18 protein-coding genes are annotated in these 16,657 nt (G+C 58.4%); 9 read left to right on the forward strand and 9 right to left on the reverse strand.

Features of this window, described 5'->3' with window-relative positions; all coding sequences use genetic code 11:
• Nucleotides 1-9: 9 nt before the first annotated feature.
• The 3 genes from ACEN8R_RS19230 (at nucleotide 10) to ACEN8R_RS19240 (ending at nucleotide 1,270) form a co-directional block, all read left to right on the forward strand.
• On the forward strand, nucleotides 10-537 hold the full coding sequence (locus ACEN8R_RS19230; RefSeq protein WP_018930170.1) for a P-loop NTPase family protein: 528 nt from the start codon (nucleotides 10-12) through the stop codon (nucleotides 535-537).
• Nucleotides 538-764: 227 nt separating this feature from the next.
• Entirely contained in the window at nucleotides 765-1,019 is a 255-nt protein-coding gene (locus ACEN8R_RS19235; RefSeq protein ID WP_007940444.1) for a type II toxin-antitoxin system prevent-host-death family antitoxin, read from the forward strand.
• Complete coding sequence (locus ACEN8R_RS19240; protein ID WP_007940443.1) at nucleotides 1,016-1,270, forward strand: Txe/YoeB family addiction module toxin; 255 nt, start codon at nucleotides 1,016-1,018, stop codon at nucleotides 1,268-1,270. Before ACEN8R_RS19235 ends, ACEN8R_RS19240 begins: the two co-directional genes overlap by 4 nt.
• 6 nt (nucleotides 1,271-1,276) lie before the next feature.
• Here the strand turns inward: ACEN8R_RS19240 and ACEN8R_RS19245 are convergent, their stop codons facing one another.
• Nucleotides 1,277-2,452 carry an aspartate aminotransferase family protein gene (locus tag ACEN8R_RS19245; protein WP_018930169.1) on the reverse strand — a complete coding sequence of 392 codons (1,176 nt, stop codon included), beginning with the start codon at nucleotides 2,450-2,452 and terminating at the stop codon, nucleotides 1,277-1,279.
• 102 nt (nucleotides 2,453-2,554) lie between these two features.
• Here ACEN8R_RS19245 and ACEN8R_RS19250 point away from each other — a divergent pair, with 102 nt between their 5' ends.
• Nucleotides 2,555-3,460 carry a LysR family transcriptional regulator gene (locus tag ACEN8R_RS19250; protein WP_026286730.1) on the forward strand — a complete coding sequence of 302 codons (906 nt, stop codon included), beginning with the start codon at nucleotides 2,555-2,557 and terminating at the stop codon, nucleotides 3,458-3,460.
• A 75-nt stretch (nucleotides 3,461-3,535) separates the two neighbouring features.
• Nucleotides 3,536-4,549: a sensor domain-containing diguanylate cyclase gene (locus ACEN8R_RS19255; RefSeq protein WP_018930167.1), complete on the forward strand. Its 1,014-nt coding sequence runs from the start codon at nucleotides 3,536-3,538 to the stop codon at nucleotides 4,547-4,549.
• Nucleotides 4,550-4,564: 15 nt separating this feature from the next.
• Here the strand turns inward: ACEN8R_RS19255 and msrA are convergent, their stop codons facing one another.
• From msrA to msrB, 3 genes are read right to left on the reverse strand one after another with little or no spacing between them, the layout of a single operon-like run.
• The gene (msrA, locus tag ACEN8R_RS19260) at nucleotides 4,565-5,281 is read right to left on the reverse strand and encodes a peptide-methionine (S)-S-oxide reductase MsrA (RefSeq protein ID WP_018930166.1); all 717 of its coding nucleotides are present in this window, start codon (nucleotides 5,279-5,281) and stop codon (nucleotides 4,565-4,567) included.
• 28 nt (nucleotides 5,282-5,309) lie between these two features.
• Nucleotides 5,310-7,118, reverse strand: coding sequence for a cytochrome c biogenesis protein DipZ (locus ACEN8R_RS19265; RefSeq protein ID WP_018930165.1), 1,809 nt, complete (start codon nucleotides 7,116-7,118; stop codon nucleotides 5,310-5,312).
• Nucleotides 7,119-7,161: 43 nt separating this feature from the next.
• Nucleotides 7,162-7,677, reverse strand: a complete 516-nt coding sequence (gene msrB, locus ACEN8R_RS19270) for a peptide-methionine (R)-S-oxide reductase MsrB (protein ID WP_018930164.1) — start codon at nucleotides 7,675-7,677, stop codon at nucleotides 7,162-7,164.
• A 152-nt stretch (nucleotides 7,678-7,829) separates the two neighbouring features.
• Here msrB and ACEN8R_RS19275 point away from each other — a divergent pair, with 152 nt between their 5' ends.
• From ACEN8R_RS19275 to ACEN8R_RS19290, 4 genes are all read left to right on the forward strand, one after another.
• Nucleotides 7,830-8,546 carry a response regulator transcription factor gene (locus ACEN8R_RS19275; protein ID WP_018930163.1) on the forward strand — a complete coding sequence of 239 codons (717 nt, stop codon included), beginning with the start codon at nucleotides 7,830-7,832 and terminating at the stop codon, nucleotides 8,544-8,546.
• Complete coding sequence (locus tag ACEN8R_RS19280; RefSeq protein ID WP_018930162.1) at nucleotides 8,543-10,066, forward strand: sensor histidine kinase; 1,524 nt, start codon at nucleotides 8,543-8,545, stop codon at nucleotides 10,064-10,066. Before ACEN8R_RS19275 ends, ACEN8R_RS19280 begins: the two co-directional genes overlap by 4 nt.
• A 66-nt stretch (nucleotides 10,067-10,132) precedes the next feature.
• The gene (locus tag ACEN8R_RS19285) at nucleotides 10,133-10,648 is read left to right on the forward strand and encodes a hypothetical protein (RefSeq protein WP_018930161.1); all 516 of its coding nucleotides are present in this window, start codon (nucleotides 10,133-10,135) and stop codon (nucleotides 10,646-10,648) included.
• Between the two features lie 136 nt (nucleotides 10,649-10,784).
• Nucleotides 10,785-11,489, forward strand: a complete 705-nt coding sequence (locus ACEN8R_RS19290; RefSeq protein WP_018930160.1) for a hypothetical protein — start codon at nucleotides 10,785-10,787, stop codon at nucleotides 11,487-11,489.
• Between the two features lie 131 nt (nucleotides 11,490-11,620).
• Here ACEN8R_RS19290 and cyoE read toward each other — a convergent pair whose 3' ends face one another.
• From cyoE to cyoA, 5 genes are read right to left on the reverse strand one after another with little or no spacing between them, the layout of a single operon-like run.
• Nucleotides 11,621-12,508, reverse strand: coding sequence for a heme o synthase (gene cyoE / locus ACEN8R_RS19295; RefSeq protein ID WP_018930159.1), 888 nt, complete (start codon nucleotides 12,506-12,508; stop codon nucleotides 11,621-11,623).
• 11 nt (nucleotides 12,509-12,519) lie between these two features.
• Nucleotides 12,520-12,849 carry a cytochrome o ubiquinol oxidase subunit IV gene (cyoD, locus tag ACEN8R_RS19300; RefSeq protein ID WP_007941629.1) on the reverse strand — a complete coding sequence of 110 codons (330 nt, stop codon included), beginning with the start codon at nucleotides 12,847-12,849 and terminating at the stop codon, nucleotides 12,520-12,522.
• Nucleotides 12,850-13,476 carry a cytochrome o ubiquinol oxidase subunit III gene (locus tag ACEN8R_RS19305; RefSeq protein ID WP_026286729.1) on the reverse strand — a complete coding sequence of 209 codons (627 nt, stop codon included), beginning with the start codon at nucleotides 13,474-13,476 and terminating at the stop codon, nucleotides 12,850-12,852.
• A 3-nt stretch (nucleotides 13,477-13,479) separates the two neighbouring features.
• Complete coding sequence (gene cyoB / locus ACEN8R_RS19310) at nucleotides 13,480-15,510, reverse strand: cytochrome o ubiquinol oxidase subunit I (protein ID WP_018930157.1); 2,031 nt, start codon at nucleotides 15,508-15,510, stop codon at nucleotides 13,480-13,482.
• Nucleotides 15,511-15,513: 3 nt separating this feature from the next.
• Nucleotides 15,514-16,458, reverse strand: coding sequence for a ubiquinol oxidase subunit II (gene cyoA, locus ACEN8R_RS19315; RefSeq protein WP_026286728.1), 945 nt, complete (start codon nucleotides 16,456-16,458; stop codon nucleotides 15,514-15,516).
• Nucleotides 16,459-16,657 lie beyond the last annotated feature (199 nt).

Here is a 16,657-nt window from a genome sequence, read left to right on the forward strand (position 1 = left end):
CGAATGACCATGAGTAATCATTACCCGGCCACCCTAAACCTCACTCGAACCCTGATCATCGGCAATTCCGGCTCGGGCAAGAGCTGGCTGGCCAAACGACTGGCCGAGCATCTGCAAGTGCCTTGTACCGATCTCGACCTGATTCACTGGGTATCCGATGAACACAGCATCGCCCGTCCCCGCAACGAAGCACTGGGAATGGCGCGGGTGGCGGCGAGTGAAGAGCGTTGGGTTATCGAGGGTGTTTACGGCTGGATGGTCAGCGAACTTGTGGAGCAGGCCACTGCGCTGATCTGGCTGTGTCTGGAGGACGAAGATTGCGTGAACAACATACGCCAGCGAGAAGCGAGGCGGGACGAGAAGGAAGAGTTGCTGATTGCGTTACTCGATTGGGCCGGCAGCTACCGTACTCGCCAAGGGTCCAGTGGATTTGCCGCCCATCAGCGTTTGTTTGACCGGTTTAGCGGGTCGAAACGCCAACTGATGAATCAGGCTGAAGTCTCGGCTTTCGTCAGTGCGGTGCAACCAACCGACTGATCGTCCCTGCCGTTTTCTGCGTGCGAATCGGACTCCTACATTGGACACGACTAGCTGGCGAGATTGTCAGAATGGGATTACATCGTTCGCAGAAACGTCTTGAAGAAGCTTCAGCGATACTTTAACCCAGCGTGGATATGTCGTCTGCGTAATGACCACTCGTAGGTGTCGCCTTGTCATCATGTACTCATTTCTGTACGTTCTTTGCATTGAGCGAGGACTACAACATGCAAACCATCAACTACACCACCGCACGTGCACATCTGGCCGAAACCATGGATCGGGTCAACGAAGACCGTGCCCCATTGCTGGTTACCCGCCAGAAAGGCGAACCTGTGGTGATGATGTCTCTGGCGGAGTACAACGCTCTCGAAGAGACAGCCTATCTGCTCCGTTCTCCAGCCAATGCCGAGCGACTGATCAAATCAATCGGCAACCTACGAGCAGGGAAAACCAAAGTCAGGCAACTCATCGAAGAATGAATATCGAGTTCACTCCTGAAGGCTGGGACGACTATTTGTGGTTTCAGCAAAACGATAAGGCCGGGCTCAAACGAATCAACCTGCTGATCAAGGCGATCCTGCGTGAGCCCTTCGAAGGATTGGGCAAACCTGAACCGCTCAAACACAATCTGAGCGGCCTCTGGTCACGCCGAATCACCTCCGAGCATCGCCTGGTTTATGCAATCGAGAATGGTGAGGTGCGCATCGTGCTTTGCAGGTATCACTACTGAGCACATTCAGGCCGCTTTCACCGCCCGCCCCACTCCTCTGACAATCATTTCCACTTCCCGCTCATCGATCGTCAGCGGTGGCAGCAGGCGAATGGTCTTGCCCCGTGTCACGTTGATCAGCAAACCGTGATCCCGTGCGGCGATCAGGGTCAGGTCGCGGATTGGTTGGGCGAGTTCGATGCCGATCATCAATCCCTGGCCACGGATCACCAGGACGTTCGGATCGTCGGCCAGTTCGACGCGCAATCTGGCAAGCAGGCGTTCGCCCTGAAGTCTGGCGTTTTCCAGCAGGCCTTGTTCCTCGATGATCTCCAGCACGGTGCAACCCACCCGACACGCCAGCGGATTGCCGCCGAACGTGCTGCCGTGGCTGCCCGGCGTGAACAAATCCGCAGCCCTGCCCCGAGCCAGGCAAGCACCGATGGGCACTCCGTTACCCAGGCCTTTGGCCAAGGTCATGACGTCCGGGATGATGCCTTCGTGCTGAAACGCAAACCACTGGCCGGTACGGCCGATGCCGGTCTGGATTTCGTCGAGCATCATTAACCAGGCGCGTCGGTCACAGAGCTCGCGCACTGCTTTGAGATAACCAGGCGGCGCCACTTGCACACCACTTTCGCCCTGAATCGGCTCCATCAGAATCGCCACAATGCGTGGGCCGTGGGCTTTCTGCGCCTTCTCCAGGGCAGCGAGGTCGCCGAATGGCACTTTAATGAAGTCCCCCGGCAACTTGTTATACCCCAGGCGCACCGCCGGGCCGTCACTGGCCGACAAGGTGCCGAGGGTCCGTCCGTGGAAAGCGTTCTCCATGACCACTACCAGCGGCTGCTCGATGCCTTTGTGCCAGCCGTAAAGCCGCGCAAGTTTCAGCGCAGTTTCGTTGGCTTCGGCACCGGAGTTATTGAAGAACGCCCGCTCCATGCCCGACAGCCGAACCAGTTTCTGCGCCAGCCGCTGTTGCCAGTCGATGCTGTACAGGTTGGATGTGTGCAATAGCAACCCGGCCTGTTCGCTGATGGCCGACACGATTCGCGGATGGGAATGGCCGACGTTGGTCACCGCCACGCCCGCCACCGCGTCCAGGTATTCACGACCGGCCTGATCCCACAGGCGCGTGCCCAGGCCTTTGCTGAAACTCAGGGCCAAAGGTTGGTAAGTGCTCATCAGGCAGGTGGCAGTCATGACATCAAGCTCCATCAATAGTCGGTGTTTTTGCAGTATGGTTAGCCACCTGAGCTGGATAAATACCGCAACACTTCAATCATTTTAAAGCTGAGCTTGATAATGGATTTATTCCAGGCAATGACCGTTTACGTAAGAGTGGTGGAAGCCGGCAGCATGACCGCCGCCGCTTTGCAGTGCGAAATGTCCACGACCATGGTCGGTAATCATCTGCGGGCTCTGGAGCAACGCCTGGGTGTGCGCTTGCTCAACCGTACGACACGGCGTCAGCGTTTGACGGAATTCGGCACGGCGTACTATCAGCGGTGTCTCGAAGTGCTGGGGCTGGTGGCTGACTCCGAACGCCTGGCCGAACAAACCCTCGACGAGCCGAGCGGCACTCTGCGCATCACCGCACCGCTGACCTTCGGCACCGAACGGCTCGCACCGGCCCTGAGCGAATTCACCCTGCGCTGCCCGCAAGTCAAACTCGATGTCGTTTTGACCAACCAGCGCCTGGACTTGCTCGACAACGGTTTCGACGTGGCGATTCGTCTGGGCACGACCGAGCTGTCCAACATGATTTCTCGCCCGCTCATCGACTACACGATGACCCTGTGCGCATCGAAGGATTATCTGGAGCGTCGAGGCACACCGCAGAAACCCGCCGACCTGCAACACCATGACTGTTTGGCCTTCGCCTACCCGGCCGGAGATGACTGGCACTCGGTAGCAAAACAATGGCGCCTGAAGGGGCCCGAAGGTGAAGTCATGGTGGCGGTCAGCGGGCCGATGTTGATCAACAGCTCGGCGGGGCTGCATCAAGCGGCGCGAACCGGCATGGGCATCGTGATGGTGCCCGATGCGCTGGTGGAGCAAGACCTTCGGGACGGAAAACTGGTGGCCTTGATGCAGGACTACCAACTGCCAAGTCGGCCGATGAACCTGGTGTATGCCCAGGACCGCTACCGTTTGCCGAAATTGCGCAGCTTCGTTGACTTTGCACTGCAGTGGTGGGGCAAGCACTAGCCGGGGCAATACGCCATGAACTAATCTCCTCGACTGACGAGTCACGTTAATATCAGGACGGCAGGGAGACCGATGATGGGTGAGGCATCGAAAATCGAGCCGTTGAAGTTCGATCTGTCAGATTTTAACGAAGACATGCTGCACACCATTCTGGAACTGGTCAGCGATGGTATCTGGGACTGGAACGCCAACACCGGGTTCGTCTATCGCAACCCCGGGTGGTACGAGATGCTCGGCTATACGCCTCATTCCCTGGACAACAATGTGTTGACCTGGGAAAACGTGATCCACCCCGACGATTATTCGCGGGTCATGGCGTTGTTTGATGACTACCTGGATCAGCGCGCTCCCGCTTATCAGGCCGAGTATCGCTGCCGCATGCGCGATGGCACTTACACCTGGATCGAGGATCGCGGCTACGTGCTGGCACGTAATGCCGACGGCTCGGTGGCGCGAATGATCGGCGCGCACCGCAGCATCGAAGACAAGAAACGCCTGATCGAAGAAATGGAGCGGCGTAATCAATCCCTGGAAGCCATCGTCAAGGAACGCACTCGGGAGTTGTCCCGGGTCAATCAGCAGTTACAGATTCAACTCGAAGAAAATCGTAAATTGGCAGAAACCGATGTGCTGACCGGCATCGCCAATCGCTATCGACTGGAGAAAACCCTGCCCAAGGAATGCGACCGCGCCCAACGCTTCCGCGAACCCCTGTCGCTGATCGCCATGGACCTCGATGACTTCAAAAATATCAACGATCACTACGGTCACGCCCTGGGAGATGCAGCGTTGGTGCAAGTGATCGAGAGTGTGAAGCACTGCGTGCGCAAAGGCGATCTGTTGGCGCGCTGGGGCGGTGACGAATTCATCCTGATTTTGCCCAATACCTTGTTGGCCGACGCCAGGTCACTCGCTGAAAGAATCCGTCATGGCCTGGCGAGCCTGCTGCCGGTCGGGGACTATCAAGTGACCATGAGTTTTGGCGTGGTGCAGCGCTTTGAAGAAGAACAACAGACCGGGTTGCTGGCCAGGGCCGATCAGGCGCTGTATCGGTCGAAAATCGCGGGCAAGAATCTGATTTCTGGGTGAGGCGACTCCGTCCTGTCAGCCGCCCTGCATGCCCGCTTTCACCAATACTGGTTTTTCCTGATACCGATTCGGAAACAGTTGCTTCAACTGCGCCACTTTCGGCAGGTCATTGATCACGATGTAGGGGTAGGTCGGATGCTCGGTCAGGAAGTCCTGATGCTCCTCTTCCGCCGGGTAGAAACCGTTGTAGCTTTCCAGCTTGGTGACAATCGGTTTATTGAACGAATGGGCAGCGTCGAGCTGGGTGATGTAAGCCTGGGCGACGCGTTGCTGTTCGGTGCTTTTCGGGAATAGCGCCGACCGATACTGAGTGCCTCGGTCCGGGCCCTGGCGGTTGAGTTCGGTGGGGTTGTGGACCACCGAGAAATAGATCTGCAGCAGGCTTCCGTAACTGACCTGAGCGGGATCGAAGGTCACTTCGACGGCCTCCGCATGGCCGGTGTCACCCTCGCTGACCCGCTCGTATTGAGCGGTATTGGCTGCGCCACCGGCATAACCGGAAACCGCATTTTTCACCCCTTTGACATGCTGGAACACGCCTTGGACGCCCCAGAAGCAACCGCCGGCAAAAACCGCCGTTTCGCTGTGCGCCTGGGTGGTTTCATCAAGCGTCGGCGCCGGGATGAGGACCGCCTCTTCGGCGCCTGCGAACGAGAATGCAGAGCACTGACCGATAACGCTGGCGGCGGCCAAACCCAGAAATGTGCGACGCCAGTTGAATGGGGTTTTCATGGGCTGTCTCCTGAATGAATGGGGGCTATCAACCAAAGGTAAACGCATACGCCGACACACCCGGATCGAGAAACTCGATGCTGAAGGTCCGGTCTTTTACGCCTGTGCTCTGGCGTACCAGTTGATACAACCGCTGCTCGGTGACGCTGCCGCGGCCATCAGGCGCGACGTCGATACCGTGGGCATCACCTGGGGGCTTGCCATCGATCAACACTTTGAAACGCACCGGTTTGCCGTCAGCACCGGGGCCCAACACCAAGTGCAAGTCGCGAGCGTGAAACCGATAGACGATACGACTGGCCGCAGCGTTTGAAACGGCCCGCTCCGGACCGACAGCCCATTGACCGTCCAGGCTCCAGTCATTGAGGGCCAGTTGTGACGGTGGCTTATAGGCAGTCGCCTTGTCCGGCACCAGGCTGGTTTCAGAGGCGAAATGCTCCATCCGCCGGTAGCCGACATAGGTTTCGGGGGATTGCACTTCATTCATGTCCGGGGCGAGTTGAACACCCTGGGCGTTGGCATTGATCAGCCCCTGCGCGACTTTCGCCGCTCCCGCCTCACGCAACAGTTGCTGAATCACTTGCTCGGACTCGGCGTACTTGCCTTCACCAAAATGGTGATAACGAATGCGTCCCTGAGCATCGGCAAAGTAATGGGCCGGCCAGTATTCGTTGTTGAAAGCACGCCAGATCTTGTAGTCATTATCGATGGCCACCGGGTAGGTGATGCCCAGGTCCTTCATGGCTTTGGTGACATTGCCCACATCCCGTTCGAAGGCAAACTCGGGCGCATGGACACCGATCACCACCAAACCCTGATCGCGATACTTCTCAGCCCAGGCCTTCACATACGGCAGGGTGCGCAGGCAGTTGATGCAGGAGTAAGTCCAGAAATCCACCAGCACGACCTTGCCCTTCAACGCCTGAGCGGTGAGTGGGGGCGAGTTGAGCCATTGCACGGCGCCGTCCAGGGATGGAAGGCTGCCCTCAATCGGCAGCGCGTTCGGCGCCTTCGCGGTCACTTTCATCGCATCTCCAGCGGCCATCATGCCGCCGGCGGGTTGATCGCCGGCCCGTGGAATCTGCGCCATCATCGCCCCGCTGTTGGCCGGAGTCTTACTGGCCAACCGGTTGACCAGCGCCTGTTCGATACCGCCGGTGGACGCCGTTGAAAACCGCGCCAGAATCCCGGTGTCCAGTCCCAGGGCTATCGCCACCACACCAACCAGCATCGCAGCGCCCAGGCCTCGACGCAGCCACTCGCCCGCGCCTATCGAGCGCTTCATTGCGGCGAAGACCTTACCGCCCAGCAGTAGTGCCGCAGCGAGAGAAGTGGCGGCACCGGCCGCGTAAGCCAGCAGCAACACCGTGGTTGCGATGCTTGCCCCTTGCAGCGCCGCGCCGGTCAGCAGCAAACCCAGAATCGGCCCGGCGCAGGGTGCCCAGAGCAGGCCCGTGGCGACGCCGATCAGGAATGAAGCGCCGGGACGCGGCCGGGCATCGGCGCCCGCGGCTTGCGACAGCCGACCGCCGGCTGCCACCAGTGGACGCGTCAGGCGTTCGGCCAACCGCGGCAGCAACAGCGTCAACCCGAACAGTGCAACGAACAGCAACGCGAGCCAGCGACCGTATTGATTGACTTGCACCACCCAACCGCCGCCCACCGCCGCCAACGAGGCGACGAGCGCGAAGGTCAGCGCCATCCCCGCCAGCAGCGGCAAGCCACTTTTCATAAATGGCTGCCCGGTGCGAGCGAAGACAAAGGGCAATACCGGCAGAATGCACGGGCTGACAATCGTCAGCACACCACCGAGATAAGCGAGGACCAGAAGCCACATAACGTCGACCTGCATGAAGTGAGTGAAAGGAAGTGCCCATGGATCACGCCTGTGGCTTGAAGGTCAGCGCCAGGCCGTTCATGCAGTAGCGCAGCCCGGTGGGCTTTGGCCCATCCTCGAAGACATGCCCCAGATGACCGCCGCAACGACGACAGTGCACCTCTTCGCGCAATACACCGAAGGAGCGGTCCTGTCGGGTGGCCACCGCGTTGTCCAGGGGAGCCCAGAAACTCGGCCAGCCAGTACGACTGTCGAACTTGGTGTCGGAAGAAAACAACGGCAGATCACAACCGGCGCAGGCAAAAACGCCTTTGCGGTGCTCGTTGTTCAGCGGGCTGCTGTAGGCCCGTTCGGTGCCCTCTTCGCGCAGTATTTCGTACTGCTCGGCGCTGAGCCGGGCATGCCATTCGCTGTCGCTGTGGGTCACCTCGAAAACCTCCTGCGCGCGGGCTTCATCGACCAGCGCAACGCTTGTGGAAAATTTTGGCAATACACCGATCACCAGGGCTGCAGCCCCCAGCCCGCCGCTCGCTACAAGAAACTGTCGCCGTGAAAACATGGCCTTCTCCAAAATTCCAGGTGCCTTGCATGGAACACAGCCTAGGCTTGAGTTGATCGCCAAATCCTCACGATGAGTTAAATAATTCGTGATAACTCAACCTCAGGAAAACCCGCACAATGTGTTCATTGCGTCACAAAGGATCGAGCTCCATGGAACAGACCAAACGCGTCCTGGTGGTCGAGGACGACCTGCACATCGCCGACCTTATCTGCCTGCATCTGCGCGATGAGCAGTTCGAGGTGGTGCACTGCGCCGACGGCGACGAGGGCATGCGTCTGTTGCAGCAAGGAAGCTGGGACGCACTGATCCTCGACCTGATGCTGCCCGGCGTCGATGGCCTGGAAATCTGCCGCCGCGCCCGGGCCATGGCCCGTTACACACCGATCATCATCACCAGTGCGCGCTCCAGCGAAGTGCATCGGATTCTGGGACTGGAGCTGGGTGCCGACGATTACCTGGCCAAACCCTTTTCCATGCTCGAGCTGGTGGCACGGGTCAAGGCACTGCTGCGACGGGTCGACGCCATGGCCCGCAATCTGAAAATGGATGCTGGCAGTCTGATCAGCGATGGCCTGTCCATCGACCCGATCACCCGTGAAGTCTCCCTCGACGGCCGGCGTCTTGACCTCACGCCACGGGAATTCGACCTGCTGTACTTCTTTGTCCGTCAGCCTGGCAAAGTCTTCTCGCGCATGGACCTGCTCAATGCGGTGTGGGGCTACAGCCACGAAGGCTATGAACACACGGTCAACACTCATATCAACCGCCTGCGGGCAAAGATCGAGGCCGATCCGGCGCAACCGGCGCGCATCCTCACGGTGTGGGGCCGTGGCTACAAATTCGCAGCAAGCGGAGAGCAGCCATGAGGCTGACCCTGACTCAACGCCTGTCCCTGGTGTTCGCCGTGCTGTTGCTGGTGTGCTGCGGTACCTCGGCGTGGATGCAGGTGCGCTCCAGTCAGATGCATGAACTGGAAGTGGTGCAAGGCTTGTCGCGGGATCTGGCGCAACACATTGCCCACGACACCGTGCTGATGGACCGCAATGGCCCGATGCCCAATGCGGTGCGCGAACTGTTCAGCCAGCTGATGCTGGTCAATCCCAGTGTCGAGGTCTATCTGCTGGACACAGGAGGCCGGATTGTCGGCAGCGCCGCGCCCGAAGGCCGGATACACAGGGAGCAGGTCGATCTGCTGCCAATCCAGCGCTTGCTCAAGGGCGAGGCATTGCCGATTCTCGGCGACGATCCGCGCAGCGTCGATGGCCGCAAGGTGTTCAGCGCCGCGCCTTTACGGGTCAACGGTCAGCCGGCCGGTTATTTGTATGTGGTGTTGCTCAGCGAAGCGCATGACCGCTTCGCCGAGCGCGGAGCCACCAGCGCCGCACTCAATACCGCGTTGTTGTCCATCGGACTGGTGGCGTTGCTGTGCCTGATTGCCGGCCTCACGGCATTCGCCCTGATCACCCGGCCATTGCGGCGCTTGACCGAGAAAGTCAGTCAGTTCGATATCAACGGCGTTCCGACCGCTTCGCCCGAACCTGAGCCGGAGCCCATGGAAAAGGCCGCCAGCCACGATGAAATAGCCGTACTCGACGCAGCCTTCCGACAGATGCAAGCGCGCCTCGGTGAACAATGGCGCTCGCTGACCCGTCAGGATCAGGAGCGTCGCGAACTGGTGGCCAACATCTCCCACGACCTGCGCACACCGCTGGCCTCGCTGCACGGTTACCTGGAAACCCTTTCGCTCAAGGACGCCACCTTGTCCCCCGCCGATCGCCGTCGCTATCTGGGAATCGCCCTGGATCAAAGCCGCAAGGTCGGCGGCCTGGCGCAATCGTTGCTGGAACTGGTGCGGCTGGAACACGGTTTCGTGCAACCGGTGCTGGAGCGTTTCTCCCTGACTGATCTGGTGCAGGACATTTTTCAGAAGTTCGAACTCAGCGCCGAAGCGCGCCAGATTGAACTCAAGGCCACCTTCGCCCCCAACGTCGCCGTGGCCTGCGCCGACCTGGGGCTGATCGAGCGGGTGCTGACCAATTTGTTCGATAACGCCCTGCGCCACACGCCCCAAGGGGGAGAAATCGAACTCAGCCTCCGCCCCCAAGGGGCTTTTATCGAAGTGACCGTCAGCGACACCGGTCCTGGCATCGCCCCCCAACTGCGTGAAGGTCTGTTCCTGCGGCCATTCAACATTGGCGGCGCACGGCGCGATGGCGGGCTGGGGCTGCGGATCGTGCACCGGATCCTGCAATTGCACGGTCGCGAGATCGAGCTGATTGATGTGCCGGGACGCGGCGCGACTTTTCGCTTCTCCTTGCCGGTGGATGAGCAAACGGCGGAGCAATGGATGACTCGTTCGATGAATATGAATTCGACGGGGAAATAGTCGATAGCCTCGGCCATGGCAGCAGCTATTATCCGGACTCTTCATTCCCGGCACGGATGCTACGTAATGCTCAATACCCTGCAAAACACCCCGCTATGGGTTTATGCGATCTTTCTGCTGCTCTGTTACTACGGCGTCAAAGCCTTATCCCCAACCCATGAAAGCAAAACGTCGTTGCTTGTCACTCCACCGCTTTTGCTCGGCTGGTCGTTGTACTCGCTGAACCTGACGCTGAACCCTCAACTATCGATTGGCTGCTGGTTGGCCGCCGTCATTCTGGGCAGCCTCACGGCACTGGTTGTATTTGCGCACAAGGGTATTGAGCTGGATGATCCGGAAACCGGGCTGATCGTGCCGGGCACGGTTAAAACACCGGTGCTCTACCTGCTGTTTTTTGCCGTGAACTATTACTTTGGCTATCAGGATGAGGTGCATCCGGAGTTCGCCGTCACGGTTGAGATGTTGCTGCTCAAGGCCACGGCGTCAGGTTTTGTCTGCGGATTGATCAGCGGGCGGGCGCTGAAACTTTATCGGGTGCTGCTGACACTCCAGGCAAAACGCCCGCAGATGTCAGTCAGCTAAAAGCGCTCTCACCAAAAATGCAGACCAGCCACCGGTTCATCCGTGACAACGCAGCGCTGGTCCAATAGATTAGGCGGCCTGAAAAAGCCCCGTGCTTTCTCGCCTCTATCCAAGTTAAAGAAGTAGTGAAATTTCAATGTCCGATTCCAATACCGCTGAATCCGTAGTCACCTTGTCGTCCAAAGCGGAATACGAAAACTCCATCAATCTTTCACAACACGTGCCTCAGGCCAAGACCATCAGCGAGATGGTTCTGGACGCTTTTCAATCCACCCGGGAAAGCGACCAGATCCGCGAACTGCGCGCCGCGATTCGCCAGGCTCACGACAGCTTCGATGACGATAAAGCCTACGAATTGATGGGCGAACTCAAGCAATTGAAAGACGCCGAAGCGGCCGATATTGCCGCCCTGGAAGACCTGAGCAGCAAATTCCCGATCAGCCGCATTCTGTCCAGCTTCAAGGACGACCCGGCGTTCCAGGAAATCGTTTATGGCCTGGCGCTGAAAGTGCTGAACCAGACTCACCAAGCCATCAGCAACCCGAGCAGCGGCAAGAGCAAAGCGGCTCGCGCCAAAAAAGAAGTCGAAGTGTTCACCATCAGCAAGGACGGCATCAGCGTCACCCTGCCCCTGCGCACCCCGCGCTCGCGCCTGAACGTTGACCGTGAAGCGCTGGAATTCCTGGGCTTCACTTTCGTCGGCGAAGGTGAAGAAGCGGAGCTGGAAAGCGAGACGTTCCTGGACAATGCCGGGGCCGAACAACCGGTCAACCGAAAAAACATCATCACCGCGCTGCAGCAGCAGACCGCGTTCGACGGTTACAGCATCGCCGCGCAGTAACGCTAAACGCTGCACACAAAAATCCCCGCCATCGAGCGGGGATTTTTATTGCCTGTACACCAATCGTGATTAAACGAAAAAGCCCCGCCATTCTCTCGAAAGGCGGGGCTTTTCTTTACAGCATCCGACGCTTAAGGCGCGTACGTCAGCAACAACTCGCCCGGCACTTTGAAGTCCAGGGACATCATCACGCTCAACGCGGTAATGGTGAAGATCGAGAACACGAACAGCTTGCGTGCCCAGACCGTGTCATCCACTGCCTTGTAGCCGGTCCAGGCCATGTACAGCCAGTACATGCCCATAGCCGCGGCGACGGCGAGGTAGCTCATGCCGGCGTAGCCGCTGAAGGTCAGCATCAAGGTCGCCACGAGGAAGGCCAGGATGTAGAGCAGGATGTGTTTCTTGGCCACTTCAATGCCGCGCTTCACTGGCAGCACCGGAATCGATGCGGCCAGGTAATCGTTGAAGCGGAAGATTGCGATGGCGTAGGAATGCGGCATCTGCCACAGGCTGAACATCACCAGCAACGTCAGTGCGGCCATGTCGAAGTTATTGCTGACTGCGACGTAACCGATCACCGGCGGCATCGCCCCCGACAGACTGCCCACCAGCGTGCCGTGAACCGACTTGCGCTTGAGGTACAGGCTGTAGAAGCCGACGTAGATGACAAAACCGATCACCGCGAACAACGCGGCCAACGGGTTGGCCACCTTGTACAACAACGCAACGCCGGCGACACCCAGGACGGTCGCATAAGCCAGGGCCAGTTTCAGGGAGATCAAGCCCTGGACCAGCACCCGGTTCTTGGTGCGTTCCATCTTCAGGTCGATGTCGCGGTCGATGCAGTTGTTGAACACGCAACCGGAAGCCACGACCAGGGACGTGCCGATCATCGCGGCCAGGAAAATGGCCAGATCGACATGCCCTTTGGAGGCCAGGAAAAATCCGCCTGCCACAGAAAGCACGTTACCGAAAATGATCCCCGGTTTGGTGATTTGGATAAAGTGCTTAAAGGACATCCGGACTTACCTCACTTCGCCATCATGTTGGTGTGGATGCTGAACATGATCCACAGCGACAGGCCAACCAGCAGGACAATCACGATCGCGGCGAAAACAAACGCAATCACGTTGTTACGCTGCGCAGCGGAACGGTCCAGGTGGAGGAAGTACACCAGGTGCACCAGCACCTGGATAACGGCGAAAGCCAGTACGATCCACAGAGTCAGTGACTTCGGCAGCGACGGGTACATCACCAGACCGAACGGGATCAGGGTCAGGATCACCGACAGGACGAAGCCAATGACGTAGGACTTGACGCTGCCGTGACCGGCGTCGTCATGAGAGTGCGCGTTAGCCATTTACATAGTCCCCATCAGATAAACAACGGTGAATACGCAGATCCACACCACGTCCAGGAAGTGCCAGAACAGGCTCAGGCAGCTCAGACGGGTCTTGTTGGTCGCCGTCAGGCCGTTTTTCTGCACCTGGTACATCATGATCGCCATCCAGATCAGACCGCTGGTCACGTGCAGACCGTGGGTGCCGACCAGGGTGAAGAACCCGGACAGGAAGCCCGAACGGTTAGGGCCGTAGCCCTCGGAGATCAACATGTGGAACTCGTTGATCTCCATGCCGATGAAGCCGGCACCGAACAGGAAGGTCAGGGCCAGCCAGCCCAGGACCTGCTTCTTGTTGCCACGGAAGAACGCCAGCATGGCGAAGCCGTAGGTGATCGAACTGAACAGCAGCAGAGCGGTTTCGCCCAGTACGTATGGCAGTTCGAAGATGTCGTGGCCCGACGGGCCACCCGCTACGTTGTTAACCAGTACCGCGTACGCTGCGAAGATCGACGCAAACAGAATGCAGTCGGTCATCAGGTAGAGCCAGAAACCGAATACGGTCATCTCGCCCGAGTCGTGGTGATGGTCATCATGCCCATGTCCATCGACATGGGTGTGTCCAGCATTGGTCACTAAGTTCGACATGGTTTAAGCCTGTTCCAACGAGGTTTCAACACGGGTGGTGGTGGCTGGGACTTTCCCGGCTGCTACCAGACGCTTGTGCTGCTCGGCTTCGATGCGCTCGATCACGTCGACCGGCACGTAGTAGCCTTGATCATCACGGGCCGCGTGGATCGCGAAGTAGATCACGGTGCCTGCCAGGCTGGCGATTGCCAACCACCAGATGTGCCAGATCATCGCGAAACCGAATACGGTCAACAGTGCGCCCATGACCACACCGGTCGCGGTGTTGTTTGGCATGTGGATCGGCTCGTACTTGGTCGGAGCCTTGTACGCGGTGCCGTTTTCCTTGGCTTCGGTGAACGGGTCGACAACGTCGGCTTTTGGCAGCACGGCGAAGTTGTAGAACGGAGGTGGCGAGGAGGTCGACCATTCCAGGGTGTGGGCATTCCATGGGTCGCCGTGCTCGCACATGTTCTGCGGCAGCTTGCGGTCACGGATACTCACGTACAGCTGGATCAGCTGGCAGGCGATACCGGCTGCGATCATCACCGCACCGAACATGGCAACGTACAGGTACGGCACCCACTCAGGGTTGGTGGTGGCGTTCAGGCGACGGGTCATACCCATGAAGCCCAGTACATAGAGCGGCATGAACGCGACGAAGAAGCCGGAGATCCAGAACCAGAATGCTGCCTTGCCCCAGCCTTCGTGCAGCTTGAAGCCGAACGCTTTCGGGAAGTAGAAGGCGAAACCTGCGATGTAACCGAATACCGCGCCGCCGATGATCACGTTGTGGAAGTGCGCGATCACGAACAGGCTGTTGTGCAGTACGAAGTCAGCACCCGGGATGGCCAGCAGTACGCCGGTCATGCCGCCGATGGCGAAGGTCACCATGAAGCCCAGGGTCCACATCACCTGGCTGGTGAAGCGCAGACGGCCCTGGTAGATGGTGAACAGCCAGTTGAACAGTTTCACACCCGTCGGGATGGAAATCAGCATCGTCGCCAGACCGAAGAAGGCGTTGACGCTGGCACCTGAACCCATGGTGAAGAAGTGGTGCAGCCAAACCATGAAGCCCAGGATCGAGATCGCGCCCGAAGCGTAGATCATCGAATGGTGGCCGAACAGCTTCTTGCCGGTGAAGGTCGAGATGACTTCGGAGAAGATACCGAACGCCGGCAGGATCAGGATGTAAACCTCAGGGTGACCCCAAGCCCAGAACAGGTTGACGTACATCATCGGATTACCACCAAGTTCATTGGTGAAAATGTGGAAATCCATGTAACGGTCAAGCGTCAGCAAAGCCAGGGTAGCGGTCAGGATCGGGAACGAAGCCACGATCAGGACGTTGGCCCAGGTGCAGGTCCAGGTGAAGATCGGCATGTCCATCAGCTTCATGCCAGGGGTACGCATTTTCAGCACGGTGGCCAGGAAGTTGACCCCCGTCAGCGTCGTACCTAGCCCGGATAGCTGCAGCGCCCAGATGTAGTAATCCATCCCCACGCCCGGGCTGTATTGCAGGCCCGACAGCGGCGGATAGGCAACCCAACCAGTCTTGGCGAATTCGCCAACGCCCAGGGACAGGTTGATCAGCACCACGCCGGAAACCAGCAGCCAGAAGCTCAGGGAGTTCAGGAACGGGAAGGCAACGTCACGCGCGCCGATCTGCAACGGCACTGCAAGGTTCATCAGGCCGGTGAAGAATGGCATCGCCATGAAAATGATCATGATCACACCGTGGGCGGTGAAGATCTGGTCATAGTGTTCAGGTGGCAGGTAGCCAGGCGAACCCTCGGTGGCCATGGCCAATTGGGTACGCATCATGATGGCGTCGGCAAAACCACGCAGCAGCATGACCATGGCGACGACGATGTACATCACGCCGATTTTCTTGTGGTCGACCGAGGTCAACCACTCGGTCCACAAATAGGTCCACTTCTTGAAGTAGGTGATTGCAGCGAACAGTGCCAGACCACCGAGCGCGATCATGGCGATGGTCACCATTACGATCGGTTCGTGGAACGGGACCGCTTCCCAACTTAATTTACCAAACATCGTTTACTCCTCTGCCCCGGCAGCTGAATGCGAACTCATGTCCATTCCTTCCATGGCGGCCACTTCGTGCTCTTTCTTCTCGTGGTGCACTGGCTTGCCCGGTTTCATGCCTTCGTACTTGTCGACGATGATCTGGAACAGGTTCGGCGTGACCGAGGAGTAAAGCTCGACTGGGTTGTTCTGGCTTTGTTTGGACAGGGCTGCGTATTCAGCTTGTTCAAGCTGTTTAGGTGCCTTTTTGACTTCGCTTACCCAGGCGTCGAAATCTTCCTGAGAAGTGGCGATAGCTTTGAATTTCATGCCGGTGAAACCCGCGCCGCTGTAGTTGGCGGAGATACCGTCCATTTCAGCGTTCTGGTTGGCGATCAGGTGCAGTTTGGTCTGCATGCCCGCCATCGCGTAGATCTGACCGCCCAGAGCAGGGATGAAGAACGAGTTCATCACGGCGTCGGAAGTGATCTTGAAGTTGATCGGGGTGTGCGCCGGGAACACGATCTTGTTGACCGTGGCGATGCCTTGTTCCGGGTAGATGAACAGCCACTTCCAGTCCAGCGCGACCACTTCAATGGTGACCGGCTTGACGTCGGATTCCAGCGGCTTGTAAGGATCCAGTGCGTGGGTCGACTTGTAGGTGACGTAACCCAGGGCAATGATGATCAGTACCGGAATAGTCCACACCGCGATTTCGATCTTGGTGGAGTGGGACCATTTTGGCGTGTAGACGGCGTCCTGGTTGGAAGCGCGGTATTTCCAGGCGAACAGGAACGTCATGACGATGACCGGCACGACGACCAACAGCATCAGCAGCGTTGCGGTGATGATCAGGTTTCGCTCATCCAGGCCGACCTGGCCCTTGGGATCGAGCAAGGTCATGTTGCAGCCTCCCAGCAACAACGTGCCGAGCAGCGGCAATAAGCCTAGTAGTCTGGGGTACCTGTTTTTACTCATCTCACGACCTCTAAAGCAGCTTGCGCAATGCAGTTGGGTTTTGATCGCCAACACTTCACCCTGCCAAGGGTTGGCATTTTTCTTGGATTGAATAAGGGCCTGCCCGTCGCGCGTCAGACGCGGCTCGACAATTGCTGGGCCTGCGGTGTGTTCTTATTCGAATTCGTGGTCAAGGGCCTTGTTACAGACCAATTCCATT

It is taken from the genome of Pseudomonas sp. Pseusp15 (genome assembly GCF_059492165.1).

Coding starts and splice junctions, on each gene's coding strand:
- ACEN8R_RS19230 (WP_018930170.1), top strand. CDS start 10: ATGAGTAATCATTACCCGGCCACCCTAAACCTCACTCGAACCCTGATC.
- ACEN8R_RS19235 (WP_007940444.1), top strand. CDS start 765: ATGCAAACCATCAACTACACCACCGCACGTGCACATCTGGCCGAAACC.
- ACEN8R_RS19240 (WP_007940443.1), top strand. CDS start 1,016: ATGAATATCGAGTTCACTCCTGAAGGCTGGGACGACTATTTGTGGTTT.
- ACEN8R_RS19245 (WP_018930169.1), bottom strand. CDS start 2,452: ATGACTGCCACCTGCCTGATGAGCACTTACCAACCTTTGGCCCTGAGT.
- ACEN8R_RS19250 (WP_026286730.1), top strand. CDS start 2,555: ATGGATTTATTCCAGGCAATGACCGTTTACGTAAGAGTGGTGGAAGCC.
- ACEN8R_RS19255 (WP_018930167.1), top strand. CDS start 3,536: ATGGGTGAGGCATCGAAAATCGAGCCGTTGAAGTTCGATCTGTCAGAT.
- msrA (WP_018930166.1), bottom strand. CDS start 5,281: ATGAAAACCCCATTCAACTGGCGTCGCACATTTCTGGGTTTGGCCGCC.
- ACEN8R_RS19265 (WP_018930165.1), bottom strand. CDS start 7,118: ATGTGGCTTCTGGTCCTCGCTTATCTCGGTGGTGTGCTGACGATTGTC.
- msrB (WP_018930164.1), bottom strand. CDS start 7,677: ATGTTTTCACGGCGACAGTTTCTTGTAGCGAGCGGCGGGCTGGGGGCT.
- ACEN8R_RS19275 (WP_018930163.1), top strand. CDS start 7,830: ATGGAACAGACCAAACGCGTCCTGGTGGTCGAGGACGACCTGCACATC.
- ACEN8R_RS19280 (WP_018930162.1), top strand. CDS start 8,543: ATGAGGCTGACCCTGACTCAACGCCTGTCCCTGGTGTTCGCCGTGCTG.
- ACEN8R_RS19285 (WP_018930161.1), top strand. CDS start 10,133: ATGCTCAATACCCTGCAAAACACCCCGCTATGGGTTTATGCGATCTTT.
- ACEN8R_RS19290 (WP_018930160.1), top strand. CDS start 10,785: ATGTCCGATTCCAATACCGCTGAATCCGTAGTCACCTTGTCGTCCAAA.
- cyoE (WP_018930159.1), bottom strand. CDS start 12,508: ATGTCCTTTAAGCACTTTATCCAAATCACCAAACCGGGGATCATTTTC.
- cyoD (WP_007941629.1), bottom strand. CDS start 12,849: ATGGCTAACGCGCACTCTCATGACGACGCCGGTCACGGCAGCGTCAAG.
- ACEN8R_RS19305 (WP_026286729.1), bottom strand. CDS start 13,476: ATGTCGAACTTAGTGACCAATGCTGGACACACCCATGTCGATGGACAT.
- cyoB (WP_018930157.1), bottom strand. CDS start 15,510: ATGTTTGGTAAATTAAGTTGGGAAGCGGTCCCGTTCCACGAACCGATC.
- cyoA (WP_026286728.1), bottom strand. CDS start 16,458: ATGAGTAAAAACAGGTACCCCAGACTACTAGGCTTATTGCCGCTGCTC.